At 72.4% G+C, this 23,962-nt stretch carries 15 protein-coding genes; 10 read left to right on the plus strand and 5 right to left on the minus strand.

What is annotated here, in order from left to right:
* Nucleotides 1–144 precede the first annotated feature (144 nt).
* The 4 genes from BCD48_RS24220 to groL all read left to right on the plus strand — a co-directional run bounded on the left by BCD48_RS24220 (nucleotide 145) and on the right by groL (nucleotide 5,573).
* Complete coding sequence (locus tag BCD48_RS24220) at nucleotides 145–1,791, plus strand: carboxyl transferase domain-containing protein (RefSeq protein WP_198543369.1); 1,647 nt, start codon at nucleotides 145–147, stop codon at nucleotides 1,789–1,791.
* 100 nt (nucleotides 1,792–1,891) lie between these two features.
* Complete coding sequence (locus tag BCD48_RS24225) at nucleotides 1,892–2,890, plus strand: alpha/beta fold hydrolase (RefSeq protein WP_083419119.1); 999 nt, start codon at nucleotides 1,892–1,894, stop codon at nucleotides 2,888–2,890.
* Between the two features lie 522 nt (nucleotides 2,891–3,412).
* Nucleotides 3,413–3,718, plus strand: coding sequence for a co-chaperone GroES (gene groES / locus BCD48_RS24230; protein WP_007517139.1), 306 nt, complete (start codon nucleotides 3,413–3,415; stop codon nucleotides 3,716–3,718).
* A gap of 211 nt (nucleotides 3,719–3,929) precedes the next feature.
* On the plus strand, nucleotides 3,930–5,573 hold the full coding sequence (gene groL / locus BCD48_RS24235) for a chaperonin GroEL (RefSeq protein ID WP_071050679.1): 1,644 nt from the start codon (nucleotides 3,930–3,932) through the stop codon (nucleotides 5,571–5,573).
* Between the two features lie 645 nt (nucleotides 5,574–6,218).
* On the opposite strand, the gene BCD48_RS56835 is transcribed toward groL, so the two are convergent.
* Nucleotides 6,219–6,704: a WhiB family transcriptional regulator gene (locus tag BCD48_RS56835; RefSeq protein WP_083419120.1), complete on the minus strand. Its 486-nt coding sequence runs from the start codon at nucleotides 6,702–6,704 to the stop codon at nucleotides 6,219–6,221.
* 398 nt (nucleotides 6,705–7,102) lie between these two features.
* Here BCD48_RS56835 and BCD48_RS24240 point away from each other — a divergent pair, with 398 nt between their 5' ends.
* From BCD48_RS24240 to BCD48_RS24270, 6 genes are all read left to right on the plus strand, one after another.
* Nucleotides 7,103–7,510 carry a DUF5319 domain-containing protein gene (locus BCD48_RS24240; RefSeq protein WP_116271645.1) on the plus strand — a complete coding sequence of 136 codons (408 nt, stop codon included), beginning with the start codon at nucleotides 7,103–7,105 and terminating at the stop codon, nucleotides 7,508–7,510.
* Nucleotides 7,511–7,750: 240 nt separating this feature from the next.
* Nucleotides 7,751–9,391, plus strand: a complete 1,641-nt coding sequence (guaB, locus tag BCD48_RS24245) for an IMP dehydrogenase (RefSeq protein ID WP_071050680.1) — start codon at nucleotides 7,751–7,753, stop codon at nucleotides 9,389–9,391.
* Between the two features lie 477 nt (nucleotides 9,392–9,868).
* On the plus strand, nucleotides 9,869–10,993 hold the full coding sequence (locus BCD48_RS24250) for a GuaB3 family IMP dehydrogenase-related protein (RefSeq protein ID WP_071050681.1): 1,125 nt from the start codon (nucleotides 9,869–9,871) through the stop codon (nucleotides 10,991–10,993).
* A 77-nt stretch (nucleotides 10,994–11,070) separates the two neighbouring features.
* Nucleotides 11,071–12,720 (plus strand): hypothetical protein, encoded by a 1,650-nt coding sequence (locus BCD48_RS24255; protein WP_071050682.1) that lies wholly within the window; start codon nucleotides 11,071–11,073, stop codon nucleotides 12,718–12,720.
* Between the two features lie 2,535 nt (nucleotides 12,721–15,255).
* Complete coding sequence (locus BCD48_RS51530) at nucleotides 15,256–16,707, plus strand: hypothetical protein (protein ID WP_071050684.1); 1,452 nt, start codon at nucleotides 15,256–15,258, stop codon at nucleotides 16,705–16,707.
* Nucleotides 16,708–16,872: 165 nt separating this feature from the next.
* Nucleotides 16,873–18,411 carry an ABC transporter substrate-binding protein gene (locus tag BCD48_RS24270; RefSeq protein ID WP_071050685.1) on the plus strand — a complete coding sequence of 513 codons (1,539 nt, stop codon included), beginning with the start codon at nucleotides 16,873–16,875 and terminating at the stop codon, nucleotides 18,409–18,411.
* A 199-nt stretch (nucleotides 18,412–18,610) separates the two neighbouring features.
* On the opposite strand, the gene BCD48_RS24275 is transcribed toward BCD48_RS24270, so the two are convergent.
* From BCD48_RS24275 to BCD48_RS24290, 4 genes are read right to left on the minus strand one after another with little or no spacing between them, the layout of a single operon-like run.
* The gene (locus tag BCD48_RS24275; protein ID WP_007518658.1) at nucleotides 18,611–19,207 is read right to left on the minus strand and encodes a GTP-binding protein; all 597 of its coding nucleotides are present in this window, start codon (nucleotides 19,205–19,207) and stop codon (nucleotides 18,611–18,613) included.
* Nucleotides 19,188–19,535, minus strand: coding sequence for a DUF742 domain-containing protein (locus BCD48_RS24280; protein ID WP_035925779.1), 348 nt, complete (start codon nucleotides 19,533–19,535; stop codon nucleotides 19,188–19,190). The genes BCD48_RS24275 and BCD48_RS24280 overlap by 20 nt, the downstream gene beginning before the upstream one ends.
* Before the next feature lie 55 nt (nucleotides 19,536–19,590).
* Entirely contained in the window at nucleotides 19,591–20,013 is a 423-nt protein-coding gene (locus tag BCD48_RS24285; RefSeq protein WP_071050686.1) for a roadblock/LC7 domain-containing protein, read from the minus strand.
* A complete protein-coding gene (locus BCD48_RS24290) occupies nucleotides 20,010–23,858 on the minus strand; it encodes a nitrate- and nitrite sensing domain-containing protein (RefSeq protein WP_071050687.1) in 3,849 nt (1,282 codons plus the stop codon). Before BCD48_RS24290 ends, BCD48_RS24285 begins: the two co-directional genes overlap by 4 nt.
* Nucleotides 23,859–23,962 lie beyond the last annotated feature (104 nt).

Genomic DNA, 23,962 nt, shown 5'->3' on the forward strand with positions numbered 1-23,962 from the left:
GTTCTGGGCCGGCCGCTGTTCTGGGCCGGCCGCGGCCGGCCCAGAACGGGACGGCGCGAACATCGCGCACCGCAGGATGGTGCGCGCAGTGACATTCCGCTCCGTGCGACGACACAGCACCTCGGTGGGTCCGACGATGCGGACATGCCCGATCACGCCGCGTCGCCGACAGGCCCGTCCCGCCCGCCCGGGCAGGAGCTCGCCGGTGCCACTGCCGACGCCACTGTGCCGCCCCGGTTCGCGCACACCGACTGGCGCGCGAAGCTCCTCGCCAGCGTAACGCCATCGCCACGCAGCGATCCGGCACCGAACCGTCTGCGCTGGCCCGGCTACGCCGGTATCCAGGCGGTCTGGTGGGGCGAGGGCCCGGTGGCCGGCGTCGACTGCGTTGTCGCGGTCTGGGAATTTGGCGTGTACGGCGGGAGCTTCGGCGAGGTCGACGCCGCCGCGTTCGCCGCCGCGGCCGAGCACGCCGCCACCACTCGTCGGCCGTTGCTGTCCTTCCTGCGCAGCGGCGGCACGCGCCTGCAGGAGGGGGTAGCCGGACTGGTCGGGCTGCCGAGGGCGACGCTCGCCGCCGCCGGGCTCGACGAGGCCGGCGTGACCCACGTGGCCGTGGTCGACCACCCGACCACCGGTGGCGTGTGGGTGACGATCGCCTCCAGGGCCGACCTGCGCTGCGCGGTGGCCGGGGCGACGGTCGGCTTCGCCGGCCCGCGGGTCGTCGAAGCCGTCACCGGCGCGCCGCCCGGCGCCGACAGCCACACCGCCGAGGCCGCATGGCGGGCCGGGCTGGTCGACGCCGTCGTCGAACCGGATGACATGGGCGCCTGGCTCGCGGCCGCCCTCGTCGCGGCGGCCGCCAAGCCCGCGGTGGACGCCACCGCGCCCGCCGCGCGCGATGACGCCCGTGCCGGCGACGCCGCCACCGGCTCTTCGGACGGTCACGCGGCGATGGACATCCGGGCGACGGGCGGCGGCGTCGCCGCGGGAAATGGGAGCAAGGCCGCCGACGGCGGGCTGGGCTGGGCCCAGGTGCTCGCCGCCCGAGCGGCGGGCCGGGCGGGCGGCGGCGCGGCGCTCGACGCGGTGGCGGTGTGCGGGGTCGAGCTGGCCGGCGGTGACCCCGCCGTGCGGGCTCGGCTCGGCCTGCTCGCCGCCGCCCCGGCGCCCGGCGTACCGGACGGCGCGGGACCGGACGCCCCGGGGCGCTCAGCGGCACTGGGTGTCGTCGGGGTGGCGGTCGCGGCCGAGCCGCGGGGTGCTCCCGGCCCGGCCGGCTACCGGCTGCTCGCGCGGGCGGCTCGGCTCGCTGGGAAGCTGGGTCTGCCGCTGGTCCTGTTCGTCGACACCCCGGGGGCCGACCCGAGCCCGCCGGCCGAGGCGGGCGGCGTCGCGGCGGCGATCGGCGCCGCCATGGAGGCGGTACTGCGCTGCCCGAGCCCGACCGTGTCCGTCGTCGTCGGTGAGGGCGGCTCCGGTGGAGCGCTCGCGGCGGCCTGCGCCGACGCCGTGCTGATGACGCCGGACAGCTATCTGACCGCGCTCTCGCCGGAGGGAGCGGCCGCCACGCTGCGCATCCCCGCCGAGCGGGCCGCGGGCCTCGGTGGCCTGCGGCCCACCGACCTGCTGCGGCTGGGCTTCGCCGACGAGGTGCTCCCTTCGAGCGACCCGGCCGCCATCGTCCGCGGCGTCGCCACGACGCTGGCCCGGCTCACCCCCCTTGACCAGGGCATTCGCCTGTCCACCCGGCAGAGGAAGTGGTCGACAGCACTACCCGGCCACCTGTAACGTCACGGTCCCTCCCACCCCGACTACTCGCCATACGGATCATGATTATTTGTTCCCGGCTTGGCCTCCTCGCGGGGCCGGCACCAACGGACTGCCTGGCGTGCGACCGGACACCGAGCTCCCTCTAGAGGGCCGCGAGGGCACCCGGCCGTGGCTGCGCCAGCTCGGAACGGTCGCCGGCCGGTACACCCGCGACGTGGCAACGGCCCCGCTCGGCGTCGGCCGGGTGCTGACGCGGCGCATCGGCGCGGCTCCAGCCGCCGTGCGCGGCCTCGTCACCGAGGCGGCGAGCATCGCCACACACGCCGCCTTCTACCCGGCCGGCGTCCGCGCGGGCCGCGCCCCCGTGGCCGACCGGTACAGCCTGGCCAGGCTCGGCCCGCTGCAGCGCGGCCTGCTGGTCGGCCACCCGGCCGCCGCCGGCATGCCGATCCTGCTGGTGCACGGGCTGGTGGACAACCGCTCGATCTTCACCCGGCTGCAGCGCACACTGCGCCGACGTGGGTTCAGCCGCGTCGAGACGATCAACCTTCCGCTGTACGCGACCGGTGTCCCGCAGGCGGCCGTCATGCTCGAGGCCGCCGTGGGCGATGTCCTTTCCAGGACCGGCTACCAGCAGGTCCACATCGTGGCCCACTCGCTCGGCGGGGTGGTGGCCCGCTACTACGTGCAGCGGCTCCGGGGCGACGAGCAGGTCCACACGCTGGTCACGCTCGGCACGCCGCACGCGGGCACGAGGCTCGCCCACCTGGTGCCCCGGGCCGTCCCGTACCGGCTGATCGCCTCGCTGCGGCCCGGCTCGCCGCTGCTCACGGAGCTCGCCCAGCCCGCGCCGGGCTGCCGCACCCGCTTCCTCGCGATCGGCGGCGGCCAGGACTCGGTGGTGCGCCCCGAGTCGGCGGCGCTGAGCCATCCCGATCTCGCCACGCGCAATGTGACGATCCCCGGCCTCGGCCACCACGCGCTCCCGTTCAACGGAGACGTCGCCCACGGCATCGCCGTCGCCCTCGCCCGGCTCGACGGCCCGGTCATCTGGCCATACGAACCACCCACCCAACGGACCGCACCACAGGCCCGAAAGCCCTCGGCGAACTCCTAGGACACCGCCCAACAGGCATCCCCGGGTTTCGAGGTCATGCCCTGCGGCGGGCACGACGTCCAAGCGAGCAACACATGCGACCCAGCCACAGCTCGCGACAGCGCCCCAGCGCCGGCGCCAACCGGTCCTGTTGGGTGAGGTCGTTCTGGCGAGCAATGCGCGTAACCCGGCCGCAGCCGGTGACGGCGCATCGGCAACCCAGCTACCTCGCCAGCCCGGTCCCAGCCCTACCACCGTCATATGCCAGGGCCCGGAACCACGCGGGGAGGGCGCCCAGCGCCCGACACGGGGCGAGCGCGCCCAGCGCCTCGCCCCGACAGGCCGCGCCCGGTGGCGGGCGCGAAGCGTCCGTCACGGGACGGCCACAGATGTGACCGGGTCGGTTGACGAGTTCGACACTGATGCTAAGTTGGCACTCGGCACGTGAGAGTGCCAACGATAAGCGACAGAGGCGCCTGTTCACCCGCGACGGCAGGCCGCCAGGGTCGCTCTCTCATCCAGCGCAGGAAGGGGAGGTCGATCGTGACGACCGCCACCAAGGTTGCCATCAAGCCACTCGAGGACCGCATCGTGGTCCAGCCGTCGGACGCGGAGACGACCACCGCCTCGGGCATCGTCATCCCGGACACGGCCAAGGAGAAGCCGCAGGAGGGCACCGTCCTCGCGGTCGGCCCCGGCCGGTTCGAGGATGGCAAGCGCGTCCCGCTCGACGTGAAGGTCGGCGACGTGGTGCTCTACAGCAAGTACGGCGGCACCGAGGTCAAGTACGCCGGCGAGGAGTACCTGGTCCTCTCCGCCCGCGACGTGCTCGCGGTCATCGAGAAGTAGTCGAGTGGGGGGTGTGCCCGCGATCGGGACGGTCCTGTTCGGCGGCCTTCGGCCGCCTCCCGGGCTCCCGCGCTATGTCTGCCCAGGGGGGCGACCCCCTGGAACCCCCGTGCCGGCCTGTGGCCGGCGCGACGGGAAGACACAGTGACACCGCTCCGGCACACCCCCTCGACGTTGTGCCGGTAACGGCAGCGGGAGGACCCCCAATCACATGAGCAAGATCCTCAGTTTTCGCGAGGACGCGCGCCACGCACTCGAGCACGGGGTGAACACCCTGGCCGACGCGGTCAAGGTGACGATCGGCCCGCGCGGTCGCAACGTCGTCCTCGACAAGTCCTACGGCGCGCCCACGATCACCAACGACGGCGTGACGATCGCCCGCGAGGTGGAGCTCAACGACCCCCACCAGAACCTTGGCGCGCAGCTCGTCAAGGAGGTCGCGACCAAGACCAACGACGTCGCCGGCGACGGTACGACGACGGCGACGGTGCTGGCGCAGGCCATGGTCCGCCAGGGCCTCAAGGAGGTCACCGCCGGTGCGGCGCCGGTGTCACTGAAGGTCGGCATCGAAGCGGCCGTCGAGGCCGTCTCGAAGGCGCTGCTCGACTCGGCGATCGAGGTCAGCTCCAAGGAGACGATCGCGCAGGTCGCCGCCATCTCGGCGCAGGACACCCAGGTGGGCGAACTGATCGCCGAGGCGATCGACAAGATCGGCAAGGATGGTGTCATCACCATCGAGGAGAGCCAGACCATGGGTCTGGAGCTCGAGCTCACCGAGGGGATGCAGTTCGACAAGGGCTACATCTCCCCGTACTTCGTCACCGACCCGGAGCGGATGGAGGCGGTCCTTGAGGACGCCTACGTCCTGCTGCACCCCGGCAAGATCGGCGCCCTGAACGACCTGCTCCCTGTGCTCGAGCTGGTGGTGCAGTCCCGCAAGCCGCTGCTGATCATCGCCGAGGACATCGAGGGCGAGGCGCTGTCGACCCTGGTCGTCAACTCGGTGCGCAAGACCTTCCAGGTCGTCGCCGTCAAGGCGCCCGGCTTCGGCGACCGCCGCAAGGCGATGCTGCAGGACGTGGCCGTGCTCACCGGCGGCCAGGTCGTCGCCGAGGAGGTCGGCCTGAAGCTGGAGGCGGTGACGCTGGAGGACCTGGGCCGCATCCGCCGGGCCGTCATCGACAAGGACAGCACCACCCTGGTCGACGGCGCGGGCGACAGCGAGTCGGTCGCCGCGCGGGTCAAGCAGATCCGCCAGGAGATCGAGGCCAGCGACTCCGACTGGGACAAGGAGAAGCTGCAGGAGCGGCTGGCGAAGCTCGCCGGCGGCGTCGCGGTCATCCGGGTCGGCGCGGCCACCGAGGTCGAGCTCAAGGAGAAGAAGCACCGCTTGGAGGACGCGGTCTCGGCCACCAGGGCCGCGATCGACGAGGGTGTGGTCGCCGGTGGCGGTTCCGCCCTGGTACACGCCTCCTCGGTGCTCGACGGTGGCCTGGGCAGGACCGGCGACGAGCGCTCCGGGGTCAACCTGGTGCGGTCCGCGCTGTCCGCTCCGCTTTACTGGATCGCGCGCAACGCCGGTCTGGACGGCCCGGTCGTCGTCTTCAAGGTCGCCGAACTGCCGGTCAACCACGGCTTCAACGCGGCGACGAAGACCTACGGCGACCTGCTCGCGGACGGCGTCATCGACCCGGTCAAGGTCACCCGCTCGGCCGTGGCCAACGCGGCGTCGATCACGGCGCTGCTGCTGACCACGGAGGCGCTGGTCGTGGAGAAGCCGGCCGAGCCGGTCGCCGCCGGCGGCGGTCACGGGCACGGTCATGGGCACGGGCACAGCCACGGCCCCGGCTTCTAGCCCTCGCACGGACGAAGGAGCCCGACCGGTCCCACCGGTCGGGCTCCTTCGTTGCCCTGGCCTTCGTCGCCTGGCCGGACCCGCTCTGCCCGGATCCGTCTTGGCGTGCTCTCGTGCGGTCGGTCCGGTACGGGCCTCTTCCTCGTCGTCCCCGGCGACGGGCCTGGCCTCCCACAGCCCGTGAGCGGCGGCATGCCCGCCGAGCAAAGGCCGGGAGCATAACCGCTCCGGTTTCCCGTCGCCATGCTCACGGCGCCTACCTGCCGCCGGCACCCGTCGCGGGTGACCCGCCCTCCGCGCGGGCGATGTCAGCATCTGACACCACTGCCCGTCTGTCGAGGCGAGGCGCTGGGCGCGCTCGCCTCGTGTCGGACGCTGAGCGTCCTCCCCTGCGTGGCGCCGGATACAGGCGCATGGCTGCGGTCCACCTGATGCCGGGCCGAGGACGGAGCCAAGTTGGCACTGCGCCAATGCGCCGTCACCTCCTGTTCGGACACCGAGGGTCCTCCCCTGCGTAGTGCCCGATACAGGCACATGGCCGTGGTCCACCCGATGCCGGGCCGAGGACGGAGCCAAGTTGGCACTGCGCCAATGCGCCGTCACCTCCTGTGGCTGAGCCGAGCGGCGCAACGGCGTCAGCCGGCCTCAGGCGACACTCGGCGTCTGGTGGGCCATCGAGCCCGCGGTGGAGCCGGCTGGGACAGGGGTCTGGCGGGTGCCCGGACCCCCTCGATCTCCGACCTCCCGGACCGGCTCCCGGACCTCCCCGATCGGCTCCGCAAGCTCCGCCAATCCGGCAGGAACCCCGGATCGAGCAGGAACCCCCTCGACGAGCGGGGAGGAGCCCCGACGGCGCGTGCGGCCGGTCAGGATCGCCTCACGCTCCGATTCGCTCATTCCGCCCCAGACTCCGTAGGGCTCGCGCGCGGACAGCGCGTGTTCGCCGCACTCCTTGATGACACAGCAGCGGGAACAGACGGCCTTCGCCGCCGCCTCGCGGGCGGCCCGCGCCGGGCCGCGTTCTCCCTCGGGATGGAAGAACAGTTCGGTACTCTCACCCCGGCAGGCGCCATGCAGCTGCCACTCCCACTTTTCCGCGCCGGGACCTGGTAGACGTCGGACGTCGGTCATCGGCCTGAGCCCCCCCTTGCGACGAGCCGAAGGCACACGCGGGTACGCGCTCGCCCCGGGCGGCGACCCGCGCCGCCCGCACACCGTAGGCCGGCTCACCCCTTCAATCGATCTTGGAAATTCACCCCCCGGTGATGCCGCGCGCCGCGCGCGGCCACGGCCGCGCACCGCGCTCGAGGGGCGGCCAGACCCGCGGGCGACAACCCGTCCTGGCGTCACCAAGCCCAGAAAACGGCCCCCGAGAGCAACGGTCCTGTCGCTACCCCCCTCCGACCTGCCCAATCGGCGAGCCGGGAGGGAGTTTTCCCAGATCAGGGCGCATCCACGGGCGAACCGCCCGGCCACCTACCGATCAACGCCGCCCGCGGCCGCTACCCAGCCAGAGATCTGGGCGTAGCGTGGGCGAGGTGAGCGACGAGCCCATCGACCCGTTCGCGGGCGACCCGGAGGACCCGGCGTCCGAGCTCTCCCGGCTGGACCCGGTCGAGGACGTCGACCTGCTCGAGCCACTGTCGCTGCACGAGCGGGAAGAGGTCCTCGCCGAGCTCGGGGATCTGGACGTGTTCAGGACGCTGCTGGAGCCGCGCGGCTACCGCGGCCTGGTGGTGGACTGTGAAGGCTGCGCGGAGCCGCACTTCTTCGACTGGGACCTGCTGACCGGGAACCTGCGCCAGCTTCTCAACGAGGGGCGAACCCGGGTACATGAGCCGGCGTTCGCCCCCGACCCGAGCTGCTACGTCTCCTGGGACTACGCCCGTGGCTACGCGGACGGCGTCTGCGAGGCCTCCGAGGCATCGGAGGCGTGATCCCGAGGGCCGTCACCGTGAGTGATGGCCAGGGGGGACGACGCCAGCGGCCGGCATGGGTGATGTTCCCCATGTTGTTGCCGCCGGGTAACGCCGTATCCCCAGCAGGCACTGGGTGTGCCGAATGGAACCCTGTGGTCTTGCCTGCCTACCTGGCGTGGAGGGCCCCGCCGGGGGCCATGATGTCTATGCGGGGTCGGCTCCCCGCCGCTGGTCGGCGCAACCAGAACGGAAGGTGCCATGGACGTTCCCGTCGCCACCCCGACCCCGATCGCGGCCTCGGCCTCGACCGCGCCGGACACGGCCCGGGACTCGCTCCCGCCCGCCGTCGCGGACTCGATGTTCGCCGTACAGCTCGACGGCGAGGCCGTGGGCATCCCGGCGCCGAAGCTCGCCATGCTCGGCCTCACCTATGACGACGTCCTGCTGCTGCCCGCGGCATCCGACGTCGTGCCGGCCGAGGTCGACACCTCTACCCGGCTGTCACGCAACATCCGGCTGGCGATCCCACTGGTCTCCTCCGCGATGGACACGGTGACCGAGCACCGGATGGCGATCGCGATGGCCCGCCAGGGCGGCGTCGGCGTGCTGCACCGCAACCTCTCGATCGAGGACCAGGCGCAGCAGGTCGACATGGTCAAGCGCTCGGAATCCGGCATGATCACCGCCCCGATCACCTGCGGCCCGGACGCCTCCATCGAAGAGGCGAACGCGCTTATGGCCCGCTACCGGATCTCGGGCGTGCCCGTGACCGCCGAGGACGGAACACTGCTCGGCATCGTCACCAACCGCGACATCCGATTCGAGCGTGACTACTCCCGCTCGGTCAGGGCGGTGATGACACCGATGCCGCTGATCACCGCGCCGGTCGGCGTGAGCGCCGACGAGGCCCTGGACCTGCTGCGTCGGCACAAGATCGAGAAGCTGCCGATCGTCGACGACAGGGACCGGCTGCGGGGCCTGATCACCGTCAAGGACTTCACCAAGCGGGAGCGCTACCCGCTGGCGACCAAGGACGCGGACGGCCGTCTCGTCGTCGGCGCCGCGGTCGGCGTCGGCGAGGACGCGTTCAAGCGGGCCCAGCTGCTGGTCGCCGCCGGGGTGGACTTCCTGGTCGTCGACACCGCGCACGGGCATCAGCGGGCCGTCCCCGAGATGGTCCGGCGGATCAAGACGGAGATGCCCACCGGTCCGGACGGCCGCCCGCTGGACGTGATCGGCGGGAACGTGGCCACGGCCGCCGGCGCGGCGGCGCTGATCGCCGCCGGCGCCGACGCCGTCAAGGTCGGCGTCGGGCCGGGCTCGATCTGCACCACCCGGGTCGTGGCCGGCGTCGGCGTGCCGCAGATCACCGCCATCTACGAGGCTGCGCGGGCGGCCCGGCGGGTGGGTGTGCCGGTGATCGGCGACGGCGGCCTGCAGCACTCCGGCGACATCTCCAAGGCGATCGCCGTCGGCGCGGACACCGTCATGCTCGGCAGCCTGCTCGCCGGTGTCGACGAGAGCCCTGGCGAGCTGATCTTCATCAACGGCAAGCAGTACAAGTCCTACCGCGGCATGGGCTCGCTCGGAGCGATGCGCAGCCGCGGCGGCGCGCGTTCCTACTCGAAGGACCGCTACTTCCAGGACGACGTTCTCTCCGACGACAAGCTGGTCCCCGAAGGTATCGAGGGCCAGGTGCCCTACCGGGGGTCACTCGCCGCCGTCGCCCACCAGCTGGTCGGCGGGCTGCGCGCCGGAATGGGTTACGCCGGCGCGCAGACAGTCCTCGACCTGCAGGAGCACGGCCAGCTCGTTCGGATCACGACCGCCGGGCTGATCGAGAGCCACCCACACGACATCCAGATGACCGTAGAGGCGCCGAACTACACGGGCAGGTAAGGCGGGCGGGCGCTGGACGCGCCACCCGCCGGTCGGACGCTGAGCGTCCTCCGGGCCTGGTTCCGGATACAGGTGTATGGCTGTGGTGGAGTGGCGCCGACCTGGGACGTGGTTGCGTTGGTGCAGCGCTAAAGGCGCCGTCACCCGTTGTGGTTGCTTTACACGTTCTAGTTGCTTCTGCGAAGCCCACCACGAGCGAAGCGAGGTGGTCCCACGGTCCCCGCTGTTTCGGTTTGGTGAGGCGCGGCGGTGGGTGACCACGCTGGCCCGGAGGCGCGCCTCGCGGAGGCCCGGCCCACGAGCGCAGCGACGTGGGCTGGGCCGCAGCGAGGTCGCCGCAGGGCACGTGAGCGCAGGAGGACACAGCCCGGAGGTAGCCTGCGAGCCCCCAGGCGAGCAGGCTGCCGGAGGGCTGTGCCCGGACGGAGCGAACCAGAGAAACAGCCCGGACGGAGCGAACCAGAAAGAGAGCCAGCGTTGGCTGAGGTTGAGATCGGCATCGGTAAGAGCGCGCGGGTGGGGTACGACCTCGCGGCGGTCGGCATTGTCCCGTCGCGGCGGACCAGGGACCCAGCGGACGTCTCACTGGCCTGGCAGGTGGACGCCTACCACTTCGACCTGCCCATCGTCGCGGCGGCCGCCGACGCTGTCAGCTCGCCGGACACCGCGATCACCATGGGCAAGCTTGGTGGCCTCGGGATTCTGCACGTGGAAGGACTCTGGACCCGGCACGAAGATCCGCTGCCCCTGGTCGCCGAACTGGCGGAACTCCCGGCAGAGGCCGCTACCCGCCGGCTGCGCGAGCTCTACCAGGCGCCGATCCACCCAGAGCTGATTGCCAAGCGGCTCGGGCAGGTGCGCGACGCCGGGCTGGTCACGGCGGCCGCACTGCGGCCTCAGAAGGTCCGGGCGCTGTTCGGTGACATCCTCGCCGCCCAGGTGGACCTGTTGGTCATCCACGGCCCGGCCGTCTCGGCCGAGCACCAGTCGACGCGAACCGAGCCCCTGAACCTCAAGCGCTTCATCGGCGACATCGACATCCCGGTACTGGTCGGTGGCTGCGCGTCGTTCTCCACCGCGCTGCACCTCATGCGCACCGGTGCGGCGGGCGTCATCGTCGGCGTCGGCACCGGCGGTGGCGACGCGAACCGCGCGGAGCTCGGAATCGGCGTGGGGCTCGCGACGGCGATCGCCGACGCCGCCGGGGCCCGGATGCGGTACCTCGACGAGTCCGGCGGCCGGTACGTCCATGTCATCGCGCACGGCGATCTGCGCACCGGCGGGGACATCGCGAAGGCCGTGGCCTGCGGCGCCGACGCGGTGATGATCGACGGCGCGCTCGCCGCCGCCGCCGACGCCCCAGGGCAGGGTGGCCTGTGGTCGATGGACATCCTGCATTCCGACCTGCCTCGCGGCCGGTGGGAGCCGGTGGAGCGGGCTGGCACGGTCGAGCAGATCCTGGTCGGGGCGGACCCGCCCGGAGCCGTCGGCGGGGTCAGCCTGGCCGGCGCGTTGCGGGCCGCCATGGCCACGACCGGCTATGCCACCCTAAAGGAGTTCCAGAAGGCCGAGATCATGCTCGCCTCCCCGCCCATCGGCTAAAGGGAAGCCCCCCAGCGCTGGACTCGCACCCTTCGTGGCACCCTTGGAGGGTCCGTCTCCACTCCGAAGGATCACAAATGCGCCTCGACGAGCACGGCCGCTGGGTCAGCGACGACGGCGCCTACGTGTGGGACGAGAGCGCCCAGACCTGGCAGCCCACGTCCCGCGCGCCAGGCGGTGCGGCGGCCTCCGGAGCGGTCAACCCCGCGGCCCGCCCGGGCGGCGCCACTGGCGTGACCGGCGCCTATGGCTCCGCCGACCCCGGCCAGCGACCGGCCACGCAGGCGGACGCGGGCGGCTACGGCGGACGGCCGGGAGCGGGCCAGCAGGCCTACAACGAGCCGAGAACTGGCAGCTTCCCCCTGTTCGGCGCCGAGGAGCGCACCGGCAGGGACCGGGAGGCGACCTGGTCTCCCGTCACCGGCCCCTACCCCCAGCCGGGCCGAACTGGCGGCTTCGCGGCCGACAGCCACCCGCTGGACGCTGGCACCGAGTGGCGCGGCGGCCCGGCCCCGGCCAGAGGCGGGACGCCGGCACGCGGCGGATCTCCCGCTGACCACGAGCCGGGCGGGCCGCCTTCCCCCGGCTCAGTGGGTGGCGGCGTGGGCTCGACCGGCCAGTCCCGTGCCTGGCCGGCCCGGGACCCGTTGGGCACCGGGCCTTATGACCGGCCCGACCCGCTCGCCACCGGCACAGGTCGCGGCTACGACCGCGCCGACCCGTTGACGGGACCCTTCGGCCGTGCCGACCCGCTCGGCACCGGGTCCAGTACCGGCAGCTGGTCGCGCGACACGAGCCGGGGCGGCCCCGGGCGAAGCGGGCCTGGTACCGGTCCGGGGGCAAGCCGAGGCGGCCCGGGCACGGGCCCCAGCGCGAGCCGCGGTGGCGCGGCACTGACCGGGCCGCTCGACAGCCCCGGCACCGAGGCGATGAACCGACCGACCATTCCCGTGGTCGGCCGGCAGGGCATGACCGATCCGTTGCCGGAGGATCCGGCACGCACCGGCGCTCGAGGTTCTTCCCGGCTCAGCGACGCCAGTTCGGGAGGTTCGGGCCGGTTTGTCGCGGCGTCGCCCGCCAAGACCGGCGTCGGCACCGGCCCGCGCGCAGCCTCTCCCCCCGAGGGACGCACGCTCGACCGAGGCCGCGCCCGCGACCTGGACCGCGACGCACCCGGTCTGCTCGATGACGACGACCACGACGAGGACGTCGACCCAGCGGACGGCCCCGCCTGGCGGGGCGCGCGCGACCGGCTGCGGGGCCTGACCGGTGGGCGGCTCGGCTCCGCCCGCGATGAGGACATTCTCGACGATGAGGATGACGAGGACGACGACGAGGTCGGCCAGGAGAACCGCGGTGGCCTCGCCGGGAAGCTGAAGACGGGCCGTGGCCGGACTCTCGTTTTCGGCGCGGCGGCGCTGGTCGTGGTGCTGGTCGCTGTCATCCTGCTTCTGAAGGTGACCGGCGGTGGCGACAGCTCACCCAAGGGGGACAGCGGCACGTCCACCACGGCCGGCCGCAAGTACGACGACTCGGTCCGCAAGACCTACCTCGACACCTGCGTCGGGGGCAACAACGGGATGACGAACTACTGCAACTGCACCCTGGACAAGCTCGAGGCTGGCTACAGCCAGGACGATTTCCTGCGACTGAACGCCGACGTCCAGTCGGCCGCGGCCCAGCGTGTGATCAAGGATATTCGTCAGGCCTGCGAAAAGCTCAAGTAGGGCTGGGGCGCGGAACGCCTCAGCCGTCGGACACTCCGCCCGACCGATCTGGTTACCGGGCCGGTGTAGACAGCGGGGCAACCTTGATCAGGCTCGCCTGGGCGGTGGAGGTGGCCGGTCAGGTCATGAGGACCCCGCACGGGAGCGCTCCGTCCGGTATCGGTCGGGATGTTCCCAGCGTGCGGTGGTGGGATGCGGGGCGCCCGGTGGGTCCGGGTTCGGGCGCTGGACGGGGCAGGTCATACTGGTTAATGACCTTTAGTCGGCTTCGCCGGGACTCGTGACGTTCCCGCCTTCGAGAGATACGACATCCGCGCTCCACGGCCGCTAGACGCGTCGTGGCACTGAGCAGGGGGGCAGGGGTTGCCCACCGACGACCACGGCCGCTTGCTGAGCGATGACGGTGTCTGGGCCTGGGATGCCGCGTCCCATCAATGGGTTCCACGGGCGCAACAGCCTGCCGTCCCCGTCGTACCGGTGACCGCGAGCCGCGACGACTTCTTCGCGGTCGAGCGGGTCAACACGCCCGAGCCGTCCTCCCACACCAGCCCGGCCGCGACGCCCGACGCCACGGGCGCGGCGACGTCCGAGTGGAATCCGCGCGCGGCAAGCCATCCGGCCCCCGCCGCGCAGCCCGGCGCCGCTTGGAGCGGGACGCCCTCGCCCATCGAACCGCGCGCGGACCTCGACCCGTTCGCGGTCGACTCCCCCTGGAACGGCTCCTACGGCAGCAGGGACACGGGGCTGTCCGTCACGGCAATCGACGTCGGACCGGACACACCCGCCGCCGTCCCACCGCCGGTGGCGGCGAGCCAAGGCCCCCAGCCGGCCACCGGCCATCAGCCAGGCCCGGCTCATCCTGAAGCGCTGGGCTACGGAGCGCCGGACTATGGCCGGCTGGACTATGGCCAGCCGGACTACGGCGGGCCGGACTACGGCGGGCCGGACTACGGCGCGCGGGCCGCCCCGGCGCCATACCTTCCACCGAGGCCGTCGCCGACCGCGACTCCCTACCAGTCATCGACCGCCGCGCCCCCGCCCCCGCCGCCGGCCGCCGTACCGTCGCCGACATCGCCGTCCGCGCCGTCGTCATCGCCCTGGTCGGCGCGGCCTGGTCAAGGGGAAGCATCGGCCAGCGGCGCGGCCGCGGCGGTACCCGGTCCCCGCCCGGCGAGCGGTCCCTTCCAGCTGGGGCCGTCTCAGACCTCCTGGCAGACCTCTCGGATCGCCGACCTTCCAGCAGACCTCCCGGCAGACCTCCCAGATCGGCTTCGCCAATCCGGCAGGGACCCCGGGCTTCGCCAGTCCGGCAGGGACCCCGGGCCTGGCCGCTCCGGTAGGGACCCGATCGCGGATCCGGGAGCGACCCCGAATCTCGCCGGCCAGCCAGGCACCCCAGGCCTCGCCGGCCCGGGAGGGACCTCGGGGTCCGTGCGCGTCGGCGGCGACCCGCGCGGCCGGCCAGCCGGCACGCCAGGTGGCGGCTACCCGGCCGCGGGGAGCGCCTCGCCCTGGGAGCCCGGACCGCGGGCCGCCGGAGCGCCCGTTCCGGGAACCCCGGCCACGGGCGTGGTCGCTGTCAGCGGTCCGGCAGGGGCGGGCGCTCCGCGGGCGCGGGTGTCCCCCGTGTCCACGGCTCCCGCGTCCCCAGCGGGCGCCGGCCTTGGTTCCCGGCCACCGGGCGCGGCGGGCGACGAACGCCCGCCGAACATCTTCTTCACCCCGGCGCGGGGGCTTCCTCGGCCGACGACCGGGACGCCCGCTCCCGGCGCGCCAGGCTTCCCTGGAGCGGGTATGCCGGTCGGCGCGCCCGGCGGTCCGCGCACCCACGGCGGTCCTGAGGAGGGCCGCTCGCCTTACGGCGGCGGCCCGGGCGACCGTGCCGCCGGGGCACCACCGTCGTCCCCCTGGAGGGCACCAGGGGCGGACCCCACTTCCTCCGGGGCATCCGCGCCCGTGAGTGGCACCGGGTGGGCAGCGCCGTTCACCGGGACACCGCCGGACCCAACCGGGCGAGGCTCCGAAGGCCCGCCAGGCACAGGCTGGCGCTCGCCAGCCCCGCCGGTCACCGATCGGACCGGTACGCGGGCACCGGTGCCACACGCACGCGCCGCCAGCACGCCGGCGGGCAGGCCCATCATCGACCCACGCGACCCCTTGGGCACCGGCGACCTCGCCGGCCTGCCCCGGCGCCCTTCCCATGCCACCGGCGCGCCGAGCGGCCCGATGCCCAGCCGCCCGGCCGCCGGCGGTCCGCTGCCCGGCAGCCAAATCCCTGGCGGCCCAGTAGCCGGTGGCCCCGTCCCTGGCGGTCCGGCTCCCGGCGGACCGCCGCCCGGCCGGCGGATCGACGGACTCAGCGGGGCCCAGAGCGCTGGAACGCTTCGTCCTGGCGCCGGGCCGGCGGAGCGGGGGCTGCCGCCGGGAGCGGCCGCCCCGGCGCCGCGGGGACGGACGGGCGGCGAGATCGCGCCGGCCGCGCGGGACGAGGCCCAGTCAGGCAGCGGACGACGGCGAGCCCGCCGCCGTGAGGGAGTGACAGGCCCCCGGGGAGCGGCGGAGCCGACGGGGTTCCCGGCGCCCGAGCGGGCCGGGACGGGGCGGCAGCCCACACCGCTGGCGCCGCGGGCCGACGGATCCTCGGCAGGCGCCTCAGCGGTCCCGCGGGAGGCTCGAGGCGGCGGGGGCAGTCCGTCGACGCCGACGGGCGAGCGGGCGACGGCGTCGCGGCGGCTCGCGCCGGTCGAGACGACGTCGATCCTGTCCAGAACGGCCGGCAGTCTGCCCCGCCGCGGCGCGACGCGCAGCGTGCCGGCGGACCGGCGCCGGACGCCGAACCCGATCACCGACTCCATGAGCCTGCAGGCGGTCACGCCCGAGGCGCTGGCCGATGCTCCCGAGCGCTCGGGGGGCCGGCGGGCGCGCGGTGGCCAGGACCAGAGCGGCACAGCGACCGGGTCGAGGCCCGGCCCCAGAACCGGCCCGAAGGCCGCCCGCAGGACGCGCGACGCCGGCGGGTCCGACGAGCCGCTCGCCGACCGAGGCCCCGCGGCCGGTCTCACCGGGGAGCCCCGCGGCCCAAAGCCCGGTGCTGACCCAGGTGGCGCCCGGGGCGGGCAGCACGAGGACGGGCCGCGGTCGCGGCTCAGCGGCCCCGCGGCGGGCCTGGATCCACTCACCGGCCCTGAGGGCAGAGGCGCCCAGGAAGCCGTTGGTTCCGGTGATGGCGCGCGGCTGGCGAGCCGGGGGCGCTCCCAGAGCGGCACGGCGGACTCGAAAGGTCGACCGGGCGGTTCTGGGCGTCGCTTCGCCGCCGACGGCATCGAGGACGCGTTGGAGCTGGGCGAGGCCGAAGACGAGCGCCCGCCGACATCGCGGCGGGGGCCCGCCGCGGATGGTGACGCCGCGGCGGACGATCGACTGGCGTGGTTCCGGCACGGCTGGCTCGGTCCGCTCGCGGTCGCGGTCATCGTGGCGCTGGTGTCGTTGGGGATCTACGTATTGGTCATGGGACGCGGGGGCGGCGGCCGTTCGGGCGCGAGTGACACCGCGGCAAGCGCCACGCTCTCGCCCGCCGGAACCAACCCGGACGCGAGGGTCGGCAAGGCGCTGGCCGACGGCACCTACAGCTGCGTAGCGGGTGCCGCTCCGGCCGCCCCCTCCGCCAGCACGGCCGCGTCGACGGGCACGACCCCGGCCGCCGCGGGGCCGTCAGCCGCCGCCGGGCCCGCGCCAGGCGCTCACGCCGGCGTCCTGGTCGTCCCGACCACGAATGGGAAATACCAGTGGAACGGGCAGCAGGGCGACTACACGATCGCCACACCGACGTTCGATGACGCCTCCAATGTCATCGCCGCCGTGGCATTCACCAGCGGCCCGCTCCAAGGGCAGGTGGGTAACAGCATCGCCGTCTGGCCCGTCGGCGGCCGAGCGCAGGCCACCGTGTACGTCACCAAGGGTGGCAACATGTCCTGCGCTCTCAACTAAAAGGTGTCCAGGGTCACCACCCCTGTGCGATACGTCAGACGTGGCTGCGACACGTTCACTCCGCACCACGCAGCGGATCTGCTCGTTCGAGCGTAGCCCGCGATAGCTGCACCGAAATGGACCCAGTTGACGAGTTTGGACCGGGGTGCGGCAGGATCAGAGGCCATGCGCAGGTCTGACCGTTCGACGGGCAAGAAGCGGCCGATCTTCCAAGCGGCCGGTGGCAACGACGCCGCAGCCCGTCCTCAGCTTGCTTCGTCCCCCACGACGGCGGCCGACACCGATCACGGCCTCGCCGCACCCGCCGCCACTGGCCGGGAGGAGCCCGCCGCGGCAAGCGGCCAGGGTTTCCGGTTCGTCGACCGGCGCGCGCTGCTGCGGCTCGCGGGCACCGCCGCCCTCGCCGCGCCAGCCGGTGGCCTGCTCGCGGCGTGCAGCGGCTCCGGATCATCGACGAGCTCGAAGATCCGGCCCGTGCGCATCGGCCTCGTGACGCCACAGTCCGGTGCGCTCAGCAGCTTCGCTGACGCCGACCTCTTCGTGACCGACGTTCTGAAGGACTTCTTCGCGAACAACGGCGGACTGTCGGTCGGCAGCACCACCCATCCGGTCGAGATCTACATCCGGGACAGCCAGTCGACCTTCGCCCGAGCGGCCAAGGCGGCGAGCCAGCTGATCTCCGACGACCAGGTGGACATCGTCCTGGTGGGCTCGACGTCGGACACCGTCAACCCGGTCGCCGACCAGTGCGAGGTCAACAGCGTCCCATGCATCTCCACCATGGCGCCCTGGGAATCGCGGTATGTCGATCCCAGCGGAAACCTCAAGACCTCCAACTGGACCTACCACTTCTTCCCCGGTCTCGCGGAGTACTTCAACGCCTACTCCTCGATGTGGGGGCAGACCGCCGAGGTTCCGAACAACCACACGGTCGGCGCGCTGTGGCCGGATGACACCGACGGCCGGACCTTCGCGAACCCGAAGCTGCGGTTCCGCCAGGGTCTCGCGGCCACGAACCTCGAGCTGGCCAGCGCCGGGACCCCGGTCGGATTCTCGGACTACCTCCTGTACACGCCGGGCACGAAGTCCTTCGTCGACATCATTGCCCAGTTCCAGGAGCAGAACGTCCAGATCGTCACCGGCATCGCGCGCGCCGCGGATTACATCCAGTTCCAGCGGGACGCCATCAACCAGAAGTTCTTCCCGCGGATCATCACCCTGTCCAAGGGGCTGCTGTTCGAGAGCGATCTGAAGGTCCTTGGTGGCACCGTGGCCGACGGGCTGACCACGGAGATGTTCTGGTCGAACAAGCGCCAGACCCGCAGCTTCCTGACCAACTGGACGTCGGCACAGCTCGCCGACCAGTACCAGAAAGCGAGTGGTCCGAGCGGGTCGCAGCAGCTCGGCACTTCGCTCGCGCTGTTCGACGTCGCGGCGCAGGCCCTGGCCAAGGTGAACTCGCTCGACGACCGGAAGGCGATCGCGGACGTCCTGAAGACCCTCACGGCCCGCACCATCGTCGGCGACGTGAAGTTCGGCGCCCGCAAGGACCTGCCGCAGAACGTCGCGACGATTCCGCTGAACGGCGGGCAGTGGCGTTGGCACGCGGACACGTTCACGTTCGACCTGGAGCAGGTCAACAACTCCGGCGACGGGAACATCCCGAACACCGGCACCCTCAGGCAGCTCAACCAGGACGCCTAAGCCGCCCCCCCCCCGCACGAGAAAGCCGTCCCCGGCGAAGTTCGCCGGGGACGGCTTTCTCGTGACGCTGACGGGCTGGCTGTCGCGGTCCGCGCGCGACGACTTCGCACGGTGACGCCGGACACCCCGCGCCTACCAACAATGAAGGGGAGGGCACGATGCCCTCCCCTTCATCCTTCCGGCCGCGTCGCCCCAGGCGCTAGGCGCGCAGGGCGGCCCGGGACATCGTGTGCTCGACCACCGCGATCAGCGCGCTCTTCGTCGAGTCGCGGTTGCGCGCGTCGCAAGTGATGATCGGCACCGACGGGCCGATCTGCAGCGCCTCCCGCACGTCCTCGATCGAGTGCCGCAGCACCCCGTCGAAGCAGTTCAGACCGATGACGAACGGCAGCTGGCGCTGCTCGAAGTAGTCGACGGCGGCGAAGCAGTCCGCGAGCCGGCGGGTGTCCGTGAGCACGATCGCGCCGATCGCACCGCGGACGATGTCGTCCCACATGAACCAGAACCGGTACTGTCCCGGCGTCCCGAACAGGTAGAGGATCAGGTCCTCGTCGAGCGACACCCGGCCGAAGTCCATCGCCACCGTGGTCGTCGTCTTGTCGACCAGGTGAGTCAGGTCGTCGACGTGCGCACCGGCCTCGGTCATGACGGCTTCGGTGCGAAGCGGGACGATTTCCGATACAGAGCCCACGAAAGTGGTCTTCCCTGCGCCGAAACCGCCGGCAACCACGATCTTGACCGAGGTGGTCGCGACCGAGGAGTTGACCCTTCTGTTGTCAGAGCTTTCGTAGGCCACTGAGAACCCTTTCGAGCAACGCGAGATCCGGTGCCTCGTCGCGGTCCGGCTGCTGGTGTACGCGGACGAAGCCCTCGTCCGCCATGTCGCCGACCAGCACCCTCGCGACACCGAGGGGCACCCGCAGGCCGGCGGCGATCTCCGCCACAGACCGGACCTGACGGCACATGGCGGCGATGGACTGCTGCTCAATGCTGAGGCCGATCGCGCGTTCCTCGCCGTACTGGGTGGTGATGACGAGCGCTTCGATGGCGAGCTCGTAACGCGACCGGGTCCGCCCGCCGGTCATGGCGTACGGCCGGACGACAGGCCCGGGCGGGCCCCCCATGTCGCTCACGTTGACTTCCCCCTAGGCCCGGAGTGATCTGGGGTGGTACCCGCGCTCATCGAGGAAGCGTCCCTTGCAGCTCCTGGCGCAGCTGCGGCGTAAGGACGTCCTTCGCCCGGTGCACGAGCAGTGCCATCTCGTAGCCCACGAGGCCGATGTCGCACGACGGCGCTGCCAGCACCGCCATGCTCGCCCCGTCACTGATCGCCATGATGAACAGGAACCCGTGCTCCATCTCGACGACCGTCTGGGTCACCAAGCCGGCCTCGAAGACCCGGGCCGCACCCTGCGTCAGGCTGACGAGCCCGGAGGACACGGCCGCGAGCTGGTCAGCCCGGTCGCGTGGGAACCCGTCCGACACCGCGAGCAGCAGACCGTCGGCCGACACGACGACCGTGTGCGCGACACCCGGAACCCGGTCGACGAAATTGTTGATCAGCCAGTTCAGGTTCTGCGCCGCTGCGCTCACCGGTCTCACCGTTCCTCCTGCCCGTCACGGCGGGCGCTTCTTGTCTCGGCACCCATGTCCCGTCCCTGCCGAACACCCTGGTAGAAGCTGGCGAGACGCCCACCAACCGCCTCAGGGGACCTGGTTGTCGCGTCGGCTGGCCGCGGCTGCTGGGGCTTGCGATTACTGGCTGGCTCGGCGGTGCCGGGGACCAGGTTGCTCATCGGCACCCGCACCGGAAGTCCGGCCCTGGTCGTGGACGAGTCCTGCCCACCGGGCTCGCGCAACGCCTCGGCTGCCCGCCAGCCGGCATCGCCGGCCGACTCCCAGCCGTTGTCCGCGCCGCCGCCGCGCTTCGGCAGCGGCTCAACGGGCGCCTGGACGGGCCGAGGGCCAGTCGCGGAACCGTTCGAGACGTTGTCGCCATATGCGGCGGGCTGGCGGTACCCGGCGTCCGGACCGGGCCCGGGCGCCGGTGTCCGGACGGCCGCGGCCGGCCGGACCGGCATGGCGGCTGGCGCCGCCTCCTGCCGTTGGACCGGGTGCTCCGCGGTGCTGCCACCCGCGCCGCTGCCCATGATGCGCATGCCGGCCGAGGCCCGCGGCGCGGTGAACGCGGCCGGCGGCGTGACCTCGACAACCGGGTCCGGCGCGGCGGCGACAACCGGGTCCGGCGCGGCGGCGGCACGGGGCTCGTCGCTGGGCGAGCGGCGCTGGAACCAGGCAGAGACGGAGTCGAAGATCGGCGTGGTGTCCAGGTCCTCGCCGTCACCGAGGTAGATCTCGCCGGTGTCGTCGGCTTGCGGCCGCGGGTAGCCGCCCGTCGCCGGCTGCTCGTCCCAGCTTGGCTGGGGCACGTCCACCGGCGCCGGCTCAGGCCGGTGGGCGGGCCTGGCGAACACGTTCTCCTGCGGGCCCGAGTAGTCCGGCTGGCCCGCGTAGTTACGCGTGTCCGCGTAGTTCGGCGGCTCGGCGTAGTTCTGGCCGGGCTGCCCCGGTGCCCGGTAGCTACCCGCGCCGTTCGGCGCGTAGCCGCCCTGGCGGGGCATCGGGCCGGTCTGGTCCAGGGGCTCCGGCCCGTCCGGACGCTGGAAATCGCCGCTCCAGTCGTCACGCGGGCCGCGGGTGTCCGGCTGGCCGGTCCTCGGCCCGCCGGCCGGCTCGGCGTAGGCGGGCCCGTCGGGGCCCGGCTGCTGGCCGGACCTGGCGACTGGCTGCCCGCCGCTGAACGGGCTTGGGCCGAGCCGCTGCGTGTCCTGCTCGGTATAACGGCTGACCGTCTCCCGAGTCGGCAGCGGGCCGGTCATCGGGGCCGGCGGTGTGCCCTCGCGCTGACCGCCAGCCGGGCCGATCGCCAGTGGCGGCGGCCCGAACCGTCCGGCGTCCTGAGTTGTTCCCGGACCTGGATGGTCGGCGGGGCCAGGCTGGGGGGTCTGCCGGGAGGTCAGGGCCGGTAGGGGGCCGCTCGGCGGCCCGAACCGGTTCTGGTTCTGGTCGGTCATCTCCTCCAGCAGGTCGTCCGGACGCTGCCGAGGACCGCCACGTCCACCCTCGGCGCCGGACGGGGGGCCGTACTGCTGTGGCCCGCTGAAGGACGGCTGGCGCGACGGGCCGGTCAGCGCGCCCGGGATGGGACCGCTGCCAAGCTCCGGCCGGCCGCCCTGCCCGGGGCCGAAGGCGCCGAAGGCCTGGACCGGCCGGGCCGGAGCCTCGCCGCCGGGCCGGCCGATCGCCGCCGGTCGGGCTGCCCCCGCGGGGCTGGTGCCGCCGGCGCCGTCGCCGGTGACCAGCTTGGCTGGCAGCCGGATGACGGCGGTGATGCCGCGGGTCGGCGACTCGCGCAGCTGGACGCGGATGCCGTGCCGGCTGGCCAGCCGGCCGACGGCGAACAGGCCCATCGTCCGGGACACGGAGACGTCCACGACCGGCGGGTTCGCCAGCCGCTCGTTGATCCGCTCCAGGTCCTTGGCCGGCATGCCGATGCCCTGGTCGACGATCTCGATCATCGCGCCGGCGCCGGGGCCGAGGGAGTGGCTGGTGACGACGACGTCCGTCGCCGGCGGGGAGTACGCCGTGGCGTTCTCCAGCAGCTCGGCGATGAGGTGGACGACGTCGCTGACACCGTTACCGGCGATCGACACCGACGCGGCGGTGGTCTGCTTGACCCGGGTGTACTGCTCGACCTCGGAGATGGCCGCGAGGACCACCTCGTTGAGCGGGACGGGGTGGGTCCAGCGGCGGGCGGTGTCGGTGCCGGCGAGGACCAGGAGCGACTCGTTGTTCCGGCGCATACGGGTCGCGAGGTGGTCCAGCTTGAACAGGTTGGACAGCTGGTCCGGGTCCTGCTCGCGGTTCTCCAGGTCGTCGATCAGCCGGAGCTGCCGCTCGACGAGGCCCTGGCTTCGCCGGGAGAGGTTGACGAACATCGCGTTGACGTTGTTCCTCAGCACCGCCTGCTCGGACGCGAGCTTGACCGCCTCGTGATGGACCTGGTCGAACGCCCGGGCGACTTCGCCGATCTCCTCGTCGGTATCGATACCGACGGTTTCGATCTCGTCGTCGATCACCTGTTCGGACGAATCTCGGATCCGGCGGACGGCCTCCGGCAGACGCCGCTCGGCGATGTCGAGCGCCGCGGTCCGCAGCGCGAACAGCGGGCGGATCAGCGACTGCGCCACGACCAGGGTGATGACGAGGGCAGCCGCCAGGATCAGGACGGTGAACAGCGCGGACAGGAGCGCCCGTCGCTGGATGTCGCCACGTAGGCTGTCGACCCGCTTGTCGATCTGGCTGAGCAGCTTGTCCACGACGTCGTAGTTCAGCTCGATGGTGGCGCGGGTGTTCTGCAGCCATTTCGTCGGGTCGATGCCATTGACGCCGGTCAGCGTTCCCTGATCGCCGGTGAGGGGCCTGTCCGGCAGGGCGTTCAGCACCAGGGCGGTGTACTGCTGGGTCTTGACGACGTCGCGGTTGGTGCGCTGGTTGACCGTCGTCGCGTACAGCGCCAGCTGCTCGGGCGTTGCGATCTTGGCGAACTGGTCCAGCTCGGTGCTGCGCTGGGAGTCGAGAGTCAGCGCCGCGCGGAAGTCGTCGCTGCTGAACGGCTGCTGCGACGCGAGGTAGATCTCGATCTGCGACTGCTGCTGGGCCAGCAGGTCGGTGGCAAGCACGAGGTGGGAGGTCGCCTCGACCGAGCTGTCGAGCTCACGGTCGTCGTTGCCCTGCGGGATGACGGCGACCAGGTCGAGGAGCGGCTCGATGATGGCGTCGTAGGCCTGCATCACGGAGACCGGCTCGGTCATCTTGATCAGCACGTCGCGCTTGGTCTTCAGGTCGTCCATGTGCAGGGCGACGGCGTCGAGCGCCTCGTTTACCTGGTCACCGAAAGTCCCGCGCTTGCCCTCGGCCACATCCTGGTATGCCTTGAAGTCGCTGTCGACGGTCCCACGAATGGTCTTGATCGATTCGAGACTAGCCGTCGTCGACTTGCGCGGGCTGAGCTGCAGCGCGACATAGTCGACCGTGAAGGTGCGCTCGCGCTCGAGCTCGTAGGTCAGCTTGACGGCCGCCTGGTTGATGGTGACCAGGCTGGACACCCGGTTGATGTCACGGGTGCTGGTGAGCACCGAGCTCGCGTCGATCAGCGCGTTCACGATGATCGCAACGACCGGGATCGCGAGGATCGCGATCAGCTTGGTGCGGACCCGCCAACTCGTCGGGCTGGTCAGGACGCCACCGCGCGCACGCGTCCCGTTACCGTCGTCGGGGGGGCGGGCCGCGGCGGGCCGCTCGCCGTGGCCCCCGTCGTCCACGACGGGGGATCCCGGTGCCGGCATCGGCATCGAGTCCGCGGCGATGCCCGTGCTGCTGGCCATCGGTTGTCTGCGCACGTACTTCGCAACCTCTCCGCCGGCCTCCCGGAACAGGGCACTCCCAGGATGGTTCGGTATCGGACCGGATGTCCCTCGGTCGGCACCAT

Origin of the sequence: Pseudofrankia coriaricola, from assembly GCF_001854805.1 — a bacterium.
Classification (GTDB): domain Bacteria; phylum Actinomycetota; class Actinomycetes; order Frankiales; family Frankiaceae; genus Pseudofrankia.